Consider the following 14528-nt stretch of genomic DNA (forward strand, 5'->3'; position numbering starts at 1 on the left):
GCGGGAGGGAGGGTCAGCCCCCCAGCAGGCGCAAGGGCACGAGAACGATGGACGGGAACAGAACCAGCAGGAACATAACGATGAACTGCGCCACCATGAACGGCATGACACCCCGGGTGACCTGCGACATGGAAATGCGGCCCACCCCGGCCACCACATTGAGCACGGTGCCCACCGGTGGTGTGATGAGGCCAATGGCGTTGTTGATGATGAACAGCACGCCAAAGTAGACCGGGTCGATGCCCGCAGCCTTGACCACCGGCATCAGCACGGGCGTGAGGATGAGGATGGTCGGCGTCATATCCATCGCGGTGCCCACCACCATGACCAGCACCATGATCGCAATCAGCAACAACGTCTGGTTGCCCATGAAGGGCTCCAGCATGCCGATGACGGCAGACGGGAGGTCGGCCACGGTGATGAGCCAGGCCGACACCATGGCTGCAGCGACCAGAAACATCACCACGGCGCTGGTACGTGCGGAGGTCTGAAAGATCTCCACCAGCTGGCGCAGGCTCAGCTCGCGGTACACCACCATCGCGACAAACAACGAGTAGACGGCGGCCACCACGGCGGCTTCAGTCGGCGTGAACACACCCATGCGCAGCCCCACCAGAATGATGATGGGCAGGCCCAGTGCCCACACGGCTTCGCGCAACGCCAGCAGCAGCTCGGCGCGCGTTGCGCGCTTCGGCGGCGCCACGTTCTCGCGCCGCACCAGCCACCACCACGTCACAGCCAGCGAGAGCCCCAGCAGCACGCCAGGAACAATGCCCGCCAGGAACAGCTTGCTGATGGACACGTTGGCGGCCACGCCAAAGATCACAAAGCCGATCGAGGGCGGTATCACTGGCGCGATGATCCCGGCGGAGGCAATCAAGCCCGCCGAACGCTCCTTGTTGTGGCCCGCAGCCACCATCATGGGCAGCAGCAGCGACGCCAGTGCCGCCGCATCCGCCACTGCCGAGCCCGACACTGCCGCCAGGATCACGGCCGCCATGATGGCCACGTAGCCCAGGCCGCCGGGGACATGGCCCACCACGGTGAGCGCCAGCTTCACGATGCGCTTGGACAACCCCCCCACATTCATGATCTCGCCCGCCAACATGAAGAAGGGCACGGCCAGCAGCGGGAAGCTGTCCGCGCCATTGATCACGTTCTGCGCGAGGATTTGCGCATCGAACAGGTCGAGATGCCACATCAGCGCCACACCGCAGAGGAGCAGAGCGAAAGCGATGGGGACGCCGATCGCCATGGCGAGCAGCAGGGAACCGAGGAAGATGGTGACGGTCATGGTGCGCGTTCCAGTGCAAATGGGGGGTCAGCGACGGGGGCCTGCAGGGGGAGTGCTGGCACTGGCGTCTTCCGTGCGGTGTTGCAGTGCCGCGAGTTCTTCGCTTTCCTGCACCATGACCAGCTCATGCTCGCCCAGCGGCACAAAGAGCGTGCGCAGCAGATCGCGGACCAGAATGGCAATGGCTGATGCGCCCATGAGCACACCGCTGGCGTAGAAGATGCCTACGGACGCCCCGGTCACCGGCGCTTCGGTGTCGGCATTGATCAGCATCTGGGCCCAGCTGCCTTTGAGCAGCAGCCAGGAGACATACAGCATCGAGATCTGTGCGAGAACCAGGCAGACCTTCTTGCCCGCAGCGGGCAGGCGGGACACCAAGACATCGGTGCCCAGGTGCCCATGCTCTCGCAAAGCCACCACGGCCCCCATGAAGGTCAGCCACACAAACAGCCATCGCGACAGCTCTTCGGACACCGTGATGCCCGAGTTCACCGTGTAGCGCAGCACCACGTTGCCAAACACCAGCACCACCATGATGGCCAGACACAGGCCGGAAAGCATGTCGAGTGCGCGGGTGTATCGCCCGAGCCAGCGGTCGGCCAGTGCAAGCATGGTGTCTCCAGTCGTTATCAGTTGTGGATTTAATTTTGTACGAACTGGTTAGTATTTGATCTAGGTGCAAACCCTGCTCGCGAACAGCGGTAGGGCAGTGCTGGGTGGCGCGGGGTGGGGCCGCGACGGGTGGGTCAACCACGCCCGGCGAAGAGCGCCCTCCGGCTCATGGCCCTGAAGAACAGCAGCGCGCCGGGGGGATTCGATTCAGGGCCGCAGAAAGCGCACGATCATTTCAATGATCGATTCACGGCGTTGCGCCGTGGCGGCAGGCGTATCCAGCGAGCGCTTGAAGATCGCGCCAAAGGTGTGGCGGTTGGCCACGTTGAAAAAGCACAGCGCCGAAATCGACATGTGCAGATCGACAGGGTCCACATCCGGACGAAAAACCCCCGCTGCCACGCCGCGCTGGTACACATCGCGCACGGCATGGATGACTGGGATGTTCAGTTCCTGGATGGTGGTGGACTGGGTGATGTACTCGCCCCGGTGCATGTTCTCGTTCATCACCAGGCGGATGAAGTCGGGATTGGCGAGCTGGTAGTCCACCGTGAAACCGACCAGGGTGCGCAGGGCCTGCTCGGGCGCCAGGTCTTCGAGGTGCAGCTCGGACTCAATGCGCCGGATGCGGCGGTAGGCGTCTTCCAGCACCGCCACATACAGACCTTCCTTGCTACCAAAGTAGTAGTAGATCATGCGCTTGCTGGTGCTGGTCAGTGCCGCGATCTCGTCGATGCGGGCCCCGGCCAGGCCCTTGTCGGCAAACTCTGCCGTGGCCACCTGCAGGATGTTGGCCATGGTGCGGTCTGGGTCGTTCACGCGCACCCGGTCGGCGCCCGGCGTGGCAGCGGCCTCGCGCGCGGCGCGCTGGCGGGTTGCCCTGGTACCAGCGGTGGGGGGTGGGTTTTGAACCATTTCGTTCATACGCCCGGGAGCATACGGCAAGCAGGGGACCGGACGGCACAAAGACCCGCGGCACTCCGCGGGAGGACGGGCTTGCCGGAGCCTTTCAGCAGCCGAGTGCGGGGTCAGGCGGGCTTGGTGTCCGCGAAACTCGGGCGCTGCATCAGCTTGTCGAGCAGCTTGCCCAGGTTGGGGTACTCGCTGCGCCAGGCGATCTCGGGAAAGCGGAACTCCAGCCAACCCAGGGCGCAACCCACGGCGATGTCCGACAGGCTCAGGTGGATGCCGCTGCAATAGGGCTTGTCGCCCAGACCCTGGCTCATGGACTTGAGGCCATCGTTCACCTTGAGCAGTTGGCGGTCGATCCAGGCCTGGCTGCGTTCGCTGTCGTTGCGGTGAACCCAGGTGGCTTCCAGGCGGGCCAGGATGCCGGCATCCATCACGCCGTCGGCCAGGGCCTCCCAGGTTTTGACTTCAGCCCGCTCGCGGCCCTGGGAAGGGATGAGCTTGCCCACGGGCGACAGGGTGTCGAGATATTCGACGATGACGCGCGAATCAAACACAGCCTCGCCGCCTTCCATCACCAGACAGGGCACCTTGCCCAGGGGGTTGGATGCGGAGATATGGGTGTCGTCTGCCCAGACGTTTTCTTGCACGAACTGGTAGTCGAGCTTTTTCTCAGCCATCACGATACGTACCTTGCGCACGTAGGGGCTGGCGGTGGCTCCGATCAATTTCATGGTGTGTCTTCCAGTGCGCGGGGAATGCTGAACAATTCGGGTTTGATTCTATCGACAGCGACCCGGCATGAGGCTGACTGATGCGCCGCCCCCACAAACCCCGCCGACCCGCCCCGCCTACAATCGTGCGCCATGAGCCTGTCCACCATCACCGCCCTGTCGCCGCTTGACGGCCGTTACGCCCCCAAACTTGCCGCCCTTCGCCCGATCATGAGCGAGCACGGCTACATGCACCGCCGCGTGCAAGTGGAAGTGGCGTGGTTCATTGCCTTGTCGGATGCAGGGTTTGCAGAGTTCAAGCCCCTCACCACCGGAGCGCGCGCTTACTTGTTGGGCCTGGTCAAGAACTTCTCCGAGGCCGATGCTGCAGCCATCAAGGAGATCGAGAAGACCACCAACCACGACGTGAAGGCGGTCGAATACTGGATCAAGAGCAAGTTCGAGGCACGCCCCGAGCTGGAAAAAGCCTCCGAGTTCGTGCACTTTGCCTGCACCAGTGAAGACATCAACAACACCAGCCACGCCCTGCAGCTGCGCTCGGGTCGCGACCAGGTGGTGCTGCCAGGGCTGGACCGCATCGTGCTCAAGCTGCGCGAAATGGCCCACGCCTTTGCCGAAGTGCCCATGCTCAGCCGCACCCACGGCCAGACTGCCAGCCCCACCACCGTGGGCAAGGAAATGGCCAACGTGGTGATGCGCCTGCAAACCGCCTGCGACCGCATCGCCAGCGTCAAGATCATGGGCAAGATGAACGGTGCAGTTGGCAACTACAACGCCCACCTGTCTGCCTGGCCCGACTTTGACTGGGAAGCCTTCAGCAAGAAGGTCATCGAGACACCCGAGCCCCTGGGCCTGGGCCTGACTTTCCAGCCGTACAGCATCCAGATCGAGCCCCATGACTACATGGCCGAGCTGTTCGATGCCGTCGCCCGTGCCAACACCATCCTGATCGACCTCTCGCGCGACATCTGGGGTTACGTGAGCCTGGGCTACTTCAAGCAGCGCCTCAAGGCGGGCGAAATCGGCTCGTCCACCATGCCGCACAAAGTCAACCCCATCGACTTCGAGAACGCCGAAGGCAACCTGGGCCTGGCCAACGCGTTGCTCAAGCACCTGTCCGAAAAGCTGCCCATCAGCCGCTGGCAGCGTGACCTGACCGACAGCACCGTGCTGCGCAACATGGGCGTGGCCCTGGGCTACGCCACGCTGGCTTATGCCTCGTTGCTCACGGGCCTGAACAAGCTCGAAATCAACGAAGAAGCCCTGGCCGAAGACCTGGACGCGTCCTGGGAAGTGCTGGCCGAGCCCATCCAGACGGTGATGCGCCGCTTTGGCGTGCAGGGCGCCTACGAAAAGCTCAAGGAAGTCACCCGAGGCAAGACCGTGACAGCCGAAGCGCTGCACGGGTTGATCCAGTCGCTGGAGATTCCTCAGGCCGAAAAGGACCGACTGCTGGCGATGACGCCCGGCAGCTATGTGGGCAAGGCGGCCGAGCTGGCCCGTCGCGTATAAAAATGATAGCTGCCTGCGCTGATAGCACGGGCTTTTGAAACCTCTGGAGCTGCCAAAGCAAGTAAATACTTGCGCTGGCAGCTCTTGTTTTTGATACACCCCATGGCCATCAAATCCACCATTTTCAAGGCGAACCTGCAAATCGCCGACATCGACCACGGCTACTACGCCGACCATGCGCTCACCCTGGCACGCCACCCCAGCGAAACCGACGAGCGCATGATGGTGCGGCTGGCAGCCCTGGCCATTCAGGCGCACCAGCTCAATGACCTGTGCAATGGCGACGCCACACTCGCGTTCGGCGCAGGGCTGTCAGACCCGGATGACCCAGATGCATCGCTGACGGACTTTACCGGCCGCAAACGCGTGTGGATCGAAGTGGGGCAGCCGGAAGACAAGCCCCTGACCAAAGCCTGCAGCAAGGCTGACTCGGTGATCGTGTACTGCTTCAACCACGCGGCCGAGATCTGGTGGAAGGGCATTGAAACCAAGCTTTCGCGACTGGACAAGCTGCAGGTCTGGCGCATTCCGACCGAGGCGTCGCAAGCGCTGGCACAGCTGGCCGAGCGCAGCATGCAGCTGCAGGCCACAGTGCAGGAAGGATCCATCACCCTCAGCAGCACACAAGGCAGCGTGCATGTGGAGCCCGTACGCTGGAAGTGAGGGCGTTTTTGGGAAAAGTTCCTGGTAGCGCTAGAGGAATATGCCTTAATAGCTATCAAATATATAGCAAACCACCCAATGCCGTCAGTCGCGCGGCATGAACGCTCCGCAATTCCAACACTGCTCAAAACCGCCTTCCACCAACTCGCCACAGAGACAGGCCCAGTGGCGCTGCGGCAGGTTGTGTAACTCTTGCAGCAAGGCTTGTGCACGCGCAGCGTGCTCTTCGTGGTCCAGCCAGATCTCGGGCAGGCACTGATCGGGTGGCAGGTGTCCGGCGGCAGCGCCCAGGTATTGGCGCTGCACAGAGGCCGTCATGCCCGCTTCGCACAGCAGATCCGCCCACAGGGTGGCGATGGCGATGTTCGGAGCTTGGGTCAGGCGCAGCATGGCGCCACCTTAGCGGTTTGCCGGGCGAGCGTACAGCCCATCGCCCATCAACCTACCCCGCCGTTGGCGCCCCTGGCGCGGTCACGCCCTCTGCAGCGCGCTCGGCATATCGGTTGAAACGCCAGGCCGAGTGCTCCAGCGTGATACGGCGCCACACCCCCCGCTTTTCCGCCGGAGTGAACGAGGGCCAGAATTGCACCTCGTCGAAGGTGCGCCCGCAGCCCTTGCACAGGTCGTCGCCTTGGCTGGTGGAGCAAATCGCGATGCAAGGTGTGTCGGGCGTCGTGTCGTACCAGGCCTGCCATGCGGCCATGGCTGCAGAAGGCAGGCTGTCCTCGTCGATCTCTGTGGTGTGCCCGTAGACCATCAGCGCATAGACCTCCCCCAGGGCCTGGACCTCAGGCGCCAGACCCAACCCATCGGGTGATGCGGGCGCACGGTGCCGCCAGTGATTGATGGCAGCTTCGATGTCGGTGATGTGGATGGCAGCCATGAAAGGGGGGACAAGGGACGCGCAAGCGCAGGGGCACAAGAGGGGCAGGATGATAGCGGCCCACCACAAGGGATGCTGGCAGTGGTGGTATCCGTCGTATTTCCCCGGGCGAGGCAGCACGCCCAGCCCCACCCCGGCGTGTACGCAGTAACCACAACACCCCGGCCCTTGCGCTGCCTCGCCGGTAATGTTCCAATCGCGGTCTCGAAGGGGAGTAGCTCCCGCCTTGCCAGCCAGCCCACCGCCATCCGGGCTTGAGCGGCACAAGGCATCGGATTTGTCGTCAATACGAAGCTTTGCTTCCGGCAATCCGGGTTCACGCATAACCAGCTTGTGTAGAACTGAGCAAGACCTTTGATGGGCCCACCGTGGGCTGATCAAGGCCGTCCCTTCGCTTGCCATGTCTCCCCTGTCTGGGGCAAGCCTTCCTTGACCAGGTCACCGTAAGCCCCCTATCCCTGCGGGGGACTCGGCGCTACAGTGGCGCCAGGATCCTCGTTTCGCGCCACTGACATTGAGGAATTTATGGACTTTTTGGCTTCGCCCGAATTCTGGCTCGCACTCGGCCAGATCATCATCATCGACATCCTGCTGGGTGGTGACAACGCCGTGGTCATTGCCCTGGCCTGCCGCAAACTGCCCCCTGCACAACGCACCAAAGGCATCATCTGGGGCACTGCGGGCGCCATCGTGCTGCGCGTGATCCTGATCGCCTTTGCGATGACCTTGCTGGCGCTGCCCTTCCTCAAGTTCGTGGGTGCGCTGCTTCTGGTGTGGATCGGTGTGAAGCTGCTGGCTCCCGATGAAGAGGGCCATGGCGACGTGCAAGGCAGCGACAAGCTGCTGGCTGCCATCAAGACCATCATTGTGGCCGACCTGGTCATGAGCGTGGACAACGTGATCGCTATTGCCGGTGCGGCCCAGAACGCAGGCGACCATTCGTTCCTGCTGGTGGTGCTGGGTCTGCTGATCTCTATCCCGATCATCGTCTGGGGGAGTCAGCTGGTCATCAAGCTCATGGAGCGGTTTCCCCTCATCATCACGCTGGGTGGCATGCTGCTGGGCTGGATTGCCGGCGGCATGCTGGTCACCGACCCAGCCCTCGCCAACCCTGACAAGTGGCAGTGGATGCTCAAGATGCCCGTCGATAGCGTGAGCGGCGAAGTCACCGATGTCGTGAAGTACGGGGCCAGTGTGGCCGGTGCGCTGCTGGTTTTGCTGGCTGGCAAGATCATCCTGGCTCGCCGTGCCAGTGCCGGCTCGGCACCGGCTGGGCACTGACCGCTTCACGCGGATTGCATTGCATCTGAGGCGGCGCAGGGGGCCATACCGCTCCCCTGTGGTCAGCATCACACCTGGAGGTGGGTATGGACAGAGTCATCGTGTATGTGGACGACGCAGCGTACGCACAGCAAGTGCTGGCACCCCTGTGTGGGCGCCCAGCCAGCGCACACACCCATTGGGTGCTGGTAGCGTGTGCGCCACGCATGACCCACCGTGTCAGCAAATGGGTGAGCCACAGCACCCGCGAGAACTGGCGTACCAAGTGGGCGGACAAGCTGTTCGCACAAATTGTTCCGACACTTCATACCCCCTCGGGGGCTGTAACCACCGTGGTGGCCAAGGGCCCGTTGGCCGAGCTCACGGCTCAACTTCAGGCAGATGCCGGCGGTATGGTGACCGCACCCGTGGTGGACGCGCGCCGACCCAAGTCCGAGCCTGTGCAGCCCACTGGCCGCGTGGACGGGCGCTGGTCGTCACTGTCGGGCACGCTAGGCAGCGTGCTCACCGGCTTTGGTGTGCTGTGGGTGCTGGCGCTCGAATAGGCCGGTAGGTGTGTGTGGCCAGGCAAGCCACATCCAGTGATTGCAGCACAGCAGGCCAGTGCTATTCTCCGGCCATGCGACTTCTTCTGAAATGGCTGCTCAGCGCTGCATCGCTGCTGTTTGTGGCTTACATCTACAGCGGTGTGGAGGTGAAAAGCTTCACCTCGGCGCTGATCGCGGCCTTCGTGATCGGCCTGTTCAATGTGGTGTTGCGACCGGTGCTGGTCGTACTCACCTTACCCGTCACCATCGTTACGGTCGGGCTGTTTCTCTTCGTCATCAACGCACTCATGTTCTGGGCAGCGGCCAGCGTGCTGGACGGCTTCCACGTCGCCGGTTTTGGGGCTGCGCTGCTGGGTTCGCTGATCTACTCGGTGCTGGGCCTGGTCATCGAATCAGCGCTCGGCGGCTTGTTCGCGAAGAAGTGACTCCATCGCACGCAGACGCGTGTCGATGATGGAGGCCTCAATATGATCCACCGCCGCACCGCCTCGGCGAGCCATATCCTGGCCGGCCTTGAACCGGTCTACAGCGGCGGCATAGTCATAGCGTGCAGCCTGCGCTTCTGCCTCGGCACGAATCGCCCTGAGCGCCTGGCCTTGTGCTTGCCAGGTGGACGCCAGTAGTTGCCATACAGTCGCATCCTTGGGGTGGGTTGCCACCCAGGTTTGCAAGGCTTGCGTGGCGTCAGAAGGTCGGTTGGCGCGCAGCAGGGCTTGGGTACGCAACACAAGTTCTGGCCTGCGTGCGTTGTTGCCATCTGGAATGGACGGCAGGGCCGCAGATGCATCGCCAGCTGCCAATTCGGTCTCTGCCACCAACAGGCGTGCCAGGCGATGCGCAGCGGCGTCCTGTCGCACCAAGTCGTCCAGTTGGCGCGCGATCAGACGCGCATTTGCCGCATCACGCAACTGGCTGCTTGCCAACGCCGCCGCATACAGCGCGCCGGCCCGTCGCGGCAGTGGCTGCGACTGAAACCCAGAGCCCTTGGGCTCCGCGATCCACTGGCGCAAGGTATCCACTCCGGGGTTAGACAGCACACGCGCCCGCGCAGCCACCATGGCATGTTCGCTGGAAGCCTGCATTGCGGCGCCCGGTGCAGATGTTGCACCCGGAGGGATGCGCGACTGCATGTCTGCCATACGCTCCGTGGTCAGCGGGTGGCTGCGCAAGTAAGGCCACGACCCATTGTCATTGAGTCGATTGGCTTGCTGCAGTTTTTCAAACATGCTCACAAACCCTTGGGGCGCAAAACCCGCGGGGGCCATCAGCCCGTAGCCAATGCGGTCCGCCTCACGCTCCATGTCCCGCGAGAAATTGAGCTGATTCTGAATGGCCAAGGCTTGGCCTCCCACGACCAGGGCCTGCGTGGCGCCTGGGTTTTTGCTGGCTGCCAGAGCGCCTAACACCATCGCCCCCAGCAGTAACGGCGTCTGCTTGCTCTGCTGCGTGATCAGCCGCGAGATGTGACGTTGGGTCACATGACTCAGTTCGTGCGCCAGCACGGAGGCCAGTTCATCACGTGTCGCCACCACACCGATTAGTCCCAGATGCACCCCTAGGTACCCACCGGGCAGGGCAAAAGCATTCACCGTGCGATCGCGTCCCAGCAGGATCTCCCAAGCAAAGCGTTCGTCCAGTTCGGCACTGAGTTCTCCCCGAGCCTTGGCTGCTGCCAAGAGCGGTTGCCATATCCCCTTCACATAGTCGATCACGACTGGGTCATCAACGTAGTCTGGGTCGCGGTACAACTCGCGGATGATGCGATCGCCCAAGCGGCGCTCGGCGCTAGTGGTGAGGTCGCTGGTGTCGCCGAGGGTGGGGAGGATAGTTTGGGCTGCAGCCGGCAATGCAACAGCCATACCAATGGCTATCAATAATGCAGTTATCCAAGCAATCCCGTTATGGCCTTGGCAAATATTTTGCACGATATGCTGATGCAGGCGTGGGTCTTCGATCGAAGGCTTTGCAGGGGGGCATTTGCGGATCCACATGCACGTATGATGCCCTGCCCCCCCAAATGTTTCCCACCTATTCACTTGGTTACGACCCCATGTCCGCACTCACCCACTTTGATGCCCAAGGCCAAGCCCACATGGTTGACGTGGCTGCCAAAGCGGCTACACATCGCATCGCCATCGCCAGCGGCCGCATCGAAATGCAACCCGCCACGCTGGCAATCATCGAAGCTGGCAACGCCAAAAAGGGTGACGTGCTCGGCATTGCCCGCATCGCTGGCATCATGGCCGCCAAGAAAACCAGCGACCTGATCCCGCTGTGCCACCCGCTGGCGTTAACCCGAGTTGCTATTGAGTTCGAAGCATCCAGCGTCCACAAATTGGGTACTACAGGTATATCTTGTACCGCAGCCGTGGAAACTGTCGGGCCCACAGGCGTGGAGATGGAAGCGCTTATCGCTGTGCAGGTCGCTCTGCTTACCATCTACGACATGTGCAAGGCGGTAGATCGGAGCATGTCCATCCATGATGTGCATGTTGTGGAGAAACATGGAGGCAAGTCGGGGAGTTTTGTGGCCAAGGCAGCGGAAGGCTGAGATAGTCAGGACACAAATCGGCCGCCAGCTCCCCTGGCGGCCACGCATCGCCCCTCGTACCGAGGACACCTACCACTGGATGACTGCCGAGCGGCCCCGATAGCTTGTACCGTCGTTTCCAGTGGTGCCTATTTTTCTATCGGCCACGTCACCTGCGCCATGGCAGGGTAGACGGCGGCTTGCTCCTGCCATTGATGCTGAAGGTTGCGAACGATTCGCGCGTCCAAACGATTCATCCGAGTTATCACCACGATCCAGTACTCGGCACGCTCCGGCTGGCCGGCCAGCGCATACATGGTGGCCAGTTTGTACTTGGCCATCAGGCTGGGCAGCAGCATGGCCGTCCGGCGCGCACGATCCAGGTCCTGCTCCGTATGGGAACGCGCAGGATCGACGCGTACGAGCCAAACCATGTCTTGCAGCTGCGTGAGCGCCACCACCTCGGGTGCTGTCTGCGGCGCCGGTCGGGCCAGCCGCTGGTGCTCAAAGCGCAAGGAGAAGAAATCATCTTCGACGCGCAGGTAGTCATAGGTGGTAATGGTCAGGGCTCCAGCCGAGAGCGCCAACGCGATCACGGCGGGCCAACCGCGGGTGGTCCACAGCGGACGGAAGGCCAGCCTCACATTCAGTGCTCCCAGCATCAGGCCCAGTGGCAACAGGAAGTAGGCGTAGTGCAGCGGAAACTCCAGCAGCGCGTGCACCACCAAGGCGGCAACAAAAAGCAACATCCATAGCTGCTCCATTCTTTCGACACGGCGCGTTGCGCTAACCGCCCACAGCACTAGCAGCGTACAGATGGTCAATCCGAGTGGCAGACCCAGTTCAACCAACAGGTCGAACACCAGGTTATGGGTATGGCGCAGCGTGCCGCCGGTTACCATTTGATAAGGGTCGGGTGTAAACTGCGCTAGGCTGGCTTGCATCCACCCATAACCCCACCAAGGCTGGCGTAGCACGGCTTCCCAAGCCTTGGCCCAGTACTCGAGCCGTAAATGCAGCGTCGAGGCGCCTCGCAGTTCCTGCAACTCGTTGGCCCGCCCCAACCACAGGTTGACATGCGGCAGTGCCACCACGCAAAGTGCGAAAATCACGGCCCAGGCGAAGGCAGCTACCAGCAAGCGGCGCGGGATGGCCAGCCGCTGCCGCCACACCAGCAGCGCGCCCAAAACCACCAGTACGATAGCCCAACCTGTACGCGAATCTGTCAGCGCCAGCCCCACCGCCAGCAGTACAGCCCAGCCCCAGGCCACCCAACCCGGCAGGCGCCCGCGGCCATTAAGCCAGGCGCAGGCCAGCACTCCCAAGCACAGCAGGCTGGACAGCTGGTTGGGCTGACCCAGATTGGCATGAAAGCGGGAGGGCGGCGGCGGAATGAATAGCCAGAAAAACTGCCCTGGATCGAGGCGCAACCACTGCTGCACCTGAATCAGCTGCGAGCCCGATGCTCCAACCAGCACTGCGATGAACAGGAAATCGGCGCATTGCCCCGGCTGCCATCGCTCCCACGCAGTGCCCACAAGCAGCGCCAGCATCAAACCCAAAAGGTACAGGGAACTAATCCACGCGACACCGAAAGACTCCACCAAGCCGACGGCGTACTGCATCCACACAATGGCAACGCAGCCTAACGCCAGTATCGGCAGCGTGTGCCACGTCATGCGAGTCAGCTGCCGACTGCGCCAAAACACCGCGGCCCCCACACACCAAAGCACAAGCGCGGCCCAGGCATCGGAATAAAAATCCACCCAGGGCTCGTGGTGGTTGGGCAGCAGCCAACTCAGCGCAAACACGAAGGCGGCCAGCACTGTCCAGCGGGCGGGGCGAGGTGACGAATCGGAGGTCATTGGCACGGTGCGTAGAGCAATCAAACGAAAAGGGGGCCGAAGCCCCCTTTTGCGAATCATAAGTTATACCGATTCGAGACCGCTATCAGCGGCAAGAACCTGGCGAGTACTTGAGTGCAGCACCATTGCCCTTGCAAACCCATTCGTACACTTGGGTGCCCTGGCCGCCAGTGGTGGCAGTACCCAAAGCGTAAGCTGCACCTGCACTGTCCTTCTTTGGTGTCAGCGTAATGTAATCGCTAGCAGCGACAAAAGCAGTGGCTTGACCCAGATTGCTGGCATGCGGCACAACAGTGATTGTTCCAGTCACTGCATCGGCTGCAATCGATGCCACCATCTTGGTGGGGTTGGTCGCATCGCAACCGAAGGCATTGGTACCCGACAACGTCGACGTGGGGTTCATGCTCTGGATGGTTTCGCTGATGGTAGTGCGGCACTGAGAAGCAGCAAGAACCACTTCAGACATGCGCGCCTTGACCGTGTAGTCCTTGTAGGCAGGCAACGCGACAGCAGCCAAGATGCCAATGATCGCAACCACGATCATCAATTCGATCAGGGTGAAACCCTTTTGAATAGAACGCTTCATGAAAAACTCCTAGGAAAAGTTGCAAATGCACAATGACTATGCAATTGCTGTGCCTGCTTATTGAAACGGAGGACGACTACACCCAGTCGACATAAATCCAAATAGCAAGTAGGCCCCCCGCCAGCAAACTGACAAGCCTTCAGGAGTCGCCCAATATTTAGTGAACGCCCCGAAAAGACCTCAATCAAGTATGAGTTGACGAATTTACTTAACGCTGCCGTCCATCGACATTGCCTTTTACTCGAAGATCGGTCTCAATTACTCTTGAAATTACATTTTTGTCACCCAGTATTGTCATGCCCAGGGGCACTTTCGCTAGACATCCATCGTCTGCCCCGCACTCAACCAACGAATGTCATGCGAGCTGTAAAGTGTGTTTGCTGTGCAGTCGAGCCGTTTGATCTCGTCCATGATGAGTGAGGTCTCGGACGGCTTGGTGTGTGTGATGTAGATGGGGTAACGGTCAGCTACGGGGATGTGTTCCAGCTCCTGCGCCAAGGCCTCCGGAGAGAGATGCAAGCTACGGCGCGCTAGGTCACGCTCACGATTACTGAAAGCCGTCTCGATCACCAAGCAAGCCACCGCCAATGTGTTGATGCGATTCCAGAACGACGGATTGCGCTCGGTATCCCCGCTAAACACCCACCAGCCGGTATCGCCTTGCACCGCAAAGCCTACAGCTGGGACAGTATGGTGTGCTGGTAGCACTTCGACCTGAACACCTGCGATGCTCAGTAAATCACCAGATGCAAAAGCTCGATACTGCAGAAACGGGGATGCGGTAGACGGTATGGCGCTGAAATCTGGCCAGATAACGTTGTTGAATACATGCGCCTGAAGCGCCCCAATGGTGGCAGCCAACGCGTGTACCTGCACCGGGCCAGTGCGCAGCGATGACACGGCGTCGAGCATCAGGGGCAGCGAGGCGATGTGATCCAGGTGAGAATGGGTCAGCAGCACATGGTCAATCTTGGCCATCTCTTCCAGCGTGAGGTCGCCCACACCAGTTCCCGCATCGAGCAAGATGCTGTCACCGATCAAGAACGATGTCGTGCGACAGTCCTTGGCGATAGCGCCGGAGCACCCCAGCACACGAACCTTCATGTCAAGC

Annotated in this window: 16 protein-coding genes; 6 read left to right on the forward strand and 10 right to left on the reverse strand. The window is 61.5% G+C overall.

The features are described 5' to 3' along the window. Positions 1 to 13 precede the first annotated feature (13 nt). From ASC83_RS00080 to ASC83_RS00095, 4 genes are all read right to left on the reverse strand, one after another. The gene (locus tag ASC83_RS00080; RefSeq protein ID WP_056056575.1) at positions 14 to 1294 is read right to left on the reverse strand and encodes a TRAP transporter large permease; all 1281 of its coding nucleotides are present in this window, start codon (positions 1292 to 1294) and stop codon (positions 14 to 16) included. Positions 1295 to 1321: 27 nt separating this feature from the next. Further along, a complete protein-coding gene (locus ASC83_RS00085) occupies positions 1322 to 1906 on the reverse strand; it encodes a TRAP transporter small permease (protein WP_056056577.1) in 585 nt (194 codons plus the stop codon). A gap of 207 nt (positions 1907 to 2113) precedes the next feature. After that, entirely contained in the window at positions 2114 to 2830 is a 717-nt protein-coding gene (locus ASC83_RS00090) for a TetR/AcrR family transcriptional regulator (protein WP_056056579.1), read from the reverse strand. Between the two features lie 104 nt (positions 2831 to 2934). Next, positions 2935 to 3549: a glutathione S-transferase N-terminal domain-containing protein gene (locus tag ASC83_RS00095; protein WP_056056581.1), complete on the reverse strand. Its 615-nt coding sequence runs from the start codon at positions 3547 to 3549 to the stop codon at positions 2935 to 2937. Between the two features lie 132 nt (positions 3550 to 3681). Between ASC83_RS00095 and purB the strand changes: the two genes are divergently transcribed. Both purB and ASC83_RS00105 read left to right on the forward strand, forming a co-directional pair. Then, on the forward strand, positions 3682 to 5061 hold the full coding sequence (gene purB, locus ASC83_RS00100) for an adenylosuccinate lyase (RefSeq protein WP_056056582.1): 1380 nt from the start codon (positions 3682 to 3684) through the stop codon (positions 5059 to 5061). A gap of 102 nt (positions 5062 to 5163) precedes the next feature. Further along, entirely contained in the window at positions 5164 to 5724 is a 561-nt protein-coding gene (locus ASC83_RS00105) for a YaeQ family protein (protein ID WP_056057564.1), read from the forward strand. Between the two features lie 84 nt (positions 5725 to 5808). Here the strand turns inward: ASC83_RS00105 and ASC83_RS00110 are convergent, their stop codons facing one another. Beyond that, entirely contained in the window at positions 5809 to 6114 is a 306-nt protein-coding gene (locus tag ASC83_RS00110; protein ID WP_056056585.1) for a hypothetical protein, read from the reverse strand. A 52-nt stretch (positions 6115 to 6166) separates the two neighbouring features. Beyond that, positions 6167 to 6607: a DUF3717 domain-containing protein gene (locus tag ASC83_RS00115; protein WP_056056587.1), complete on the reverse strand. Its 441-nt coding sequence runs from the start codon at positions 6605 to 6607 to the stop codon at positions 6167 to 6169. A 525-nt stretch (positions 6608 to 7132) separates the two neighbouring features. On the opposite strand from ASC83_RS00115, the gene ASC83_RS00120 reads away from it, so the two are divergent. From ASC83_RS00120 to ASC83_RS00130, 3 genes are all read left to right on the forward strand, one after another. Further along, positions 7133 to 7888 carry a TerC family protein gene (locus ASC83_RS00120; protein WP_056056589.1) on the forward strand — a complete coding sequence of 252 codons (756 nt, stop codon included), beginning with the start codon at positions 7133 to 7135 and terminating at the stop codon, positions 7886 to 7888. 86 nt (positions 7889 to 7974) lie between these two features. Further along, on the forward strand, positions 7975 to 8433 hold the full coding sequence (locus tag ASC83_RS00125) for a hypothetical protein (RefSeq protein ID WP_056056591.1): 459 nt from the start codon (positions 7975 to 7977) through the stop codon (positions 8431 to 8433). A 74-nt stretch (positions 8434 to 8507) separates the two neighbouring features. Beyond that, entirely contained in the window at positions 8508 to 8861 is a 354-nt protein-coding gene (locus ASC83_RS00130) for a phage holin family protein (RefSeq protein ID WP_056056593.1), read from the forward strand. Here ASC83_RS00130 and ASC83_RS00135 read toward each other — a convergent pair. After that, positions 8829 to 10295 (reverse strand): M48 family metalloprotease, encoded by a 1467-nt coding sequence (locus ASC83_RS00135; protein WP_156379400.1) that lies wholly within the window; start codon positions 10293 to 10295, stop codon positions 8829 to 8831. The genes ASC83_RS00130 and ASC83_RS00135 overlap by 33 nt on opposite strands. A gap of 191 nt (positions 10296 to 10486) precedes the next feature. Here ASC83_RS00135 and moaC point away from each other — a divergent pair, with 191 nt between their 5' ends. Continuing rightward, complete coding sequence (gene moaC, locus ASC83_RS00140) at positions 10487 to 10987, forward strand: cyclic pyranopterin monophosphate synthase MoaC (RefSeq protein WP_056057571.1); 501 nt, start codon at positions 10487 to 10489, stop codon at positions 10985 to 10987. A 128-nt stretch (positions 10988 to 11115) separates the two neighbouring features. Here the strand turns inward: moaC and ASC83_RS00145 are convergent, their stop codons facing one another. From ASC83_RS00145 to ASC83_RS00155, 3 genes are all read right to left on the reverse strand, one after another. Beyond that, positions 11116 to 12831, reverse strand: coding sequence for a PglL family O-oligosaccharyltransferase (locus tag ASC83_RS00145; protein ID WP_162245472.1), 1716 nt, complete (start codon positions 12829 to 12831; stop codon positions 11116 to 11118). Positions 12832 to 12916: 85 nt separating this feature from the next. Further along, a complete protein-coding gene (locus ASC83_RS00150; protein WP_056056598.1) occupies positions 12917 to 13417 on the reverse strand; it encodes a pilin in 501 nt (166 codons plus the stop codon). A gap of 315 nt (positions 13418 to 13732) precedes the next feature. Next, complete coding sequence (locus ASC83_RS00155) at positions 13733 to 14521, reverse strand: MBL fold metallo-hydrolase (protein WP_056056600.1); 789 nt, start codon at positions 14519 to 14521, stop codon at positions 13733 to 13735. Positions 14522 to 14528: the final 7 nt, after the last annotated feature.

Origin of the sequence: Acidovorax sp. Root402, assembly GCF_001425125.1 — a bacterium.
Classification (GTDB): domain Bacteria; phylum Pseudomonadota; class Gammaproteobacteria; order Burkholderiales; family Burkholderiaceae_C; genus Acidovorax; species Acidovorax delafieldii.

What these genes read in the sequence shown, in the direction of transcription:
- ASC83_RS00080 (WP_056056575.1), bottom strand. Translation starts at nt 1,294, where the DNA reads ATGACCGTCACCATCTTCCTCGGTTCCCTGCTGCTCGCCATGGCGATC.
- ASC83_RS00085 (WP_056056577.1), bottom strand. Translation starts at nt 1,906, where the DNA reads ATGCTTGCACTGGCCGACCGCTGGCTCGGGCGATACACCCGCGCACTC.
- ASC83_RS00090 (WP_056056579.1), bottom strand. Translation starts at nt 2,830, where the DNA reads ATGAACGAAATGGTTCAAAACCCACCCCCCACCGCTGGTACCAGGGCA.
- ASC83_RS00095 (WP_056056581.1), bottom strand. Translation starts at nt 3,549, where the DNA reads ATGAAATTGATCGGAGCCACCGCCAGCCCCTACGTGCGCAAGGTACGT.
- purB (WP_056056582.1), top strand. Translation starts at nt 3,682, where the DNA reads ATGAGCCTGTCCACCATCACCGCCCTGTCGCCGCTTGACGGCCGTTAC.
- ASC83_RS00105 (WP_056057564.1), top strand. Translation starts at nt 5,164, where the DNA reads ATGGCCATCAAATCCACCATTTTCAAGGCGAACCTGCAAATCGCCGAC.
- ASC83_RS00110 (WP_056056585.1), bottom strand. Translation starts at nt 6,114, where the DNA reads ATGCTGCGCCTGACCCAAGCTCCGAACATCGCCATCGCCACCCTGTGG.
- ASC83_RS00115 (WP_056056587.1), bottom strand. Translation starts at nt 6,607, where the DNA reads ATGGCTGCCATCCACATCACCGACATCGAAGCTGCCATCAATCACTGG.
- ASC83_RS00120 (WP_056056589.1), top strand. Translation starts at nt 7,133, where the DNA reads ATGGACTTTTTGGCTTCGCCCGAATTCTGGCTCGCACTCGGCCAGATC.
- ASC83_RS00125 (WP_056056591.1), top strand. Translation starts at nt 7,975, where the DNA reads ATGGACAGAGTCATCGTGTATGTGGACGACGCAGCGTACGCACAGCAA.
- ASC83_RS00130 (WP_056056593.1), top strand. Translation starts at nt 8,508, where the DNA reads ATGCGACTTCTTCTGAAATGGCTGCTCAGCGCTGCATCGCTGCTGTTT.
- ASC83_RS00135 (WP_156379400.1), bottom strand. Translation starts at nt 10,295, where the DNA reads ATGGCTGTTGCATTGCCGGCTGCAGCCCAAACTATCCTCCCCACCCTC.
- moaC (WP_056057571.1), top strand. Translation starts at nt 10,487, where the DNA reads ATGTCCGCACTCACCCACTTTGATGCCCAAGGCCAAGCCCACATGGTT.
- ASC83_RS00145 (WP_162245472.1), bottom strand. Translation starts at nt 12,831, where the DNA reads ATGACCTCCGATTCGTCACCTCGCCCCGCCCGCTGGACAGTGCTGGCC.
- ASC83_RS00150 (WP_056056598.1), bottom strand. Translation starts at nt 13,417, where the DNA reads ATGAAGCGTTCTATTCAAAAGGGTTTCACCCTGATCGAATTGATGATC.
- ASC83_RS00155 (WP_056056600.1), bottom strand. Translation starts at nt 14,521, where the DNA reads ATGAAGGTTCGTGTGCTGGGGTGCTCCGGCGCTATCGCCAAGGACTGT.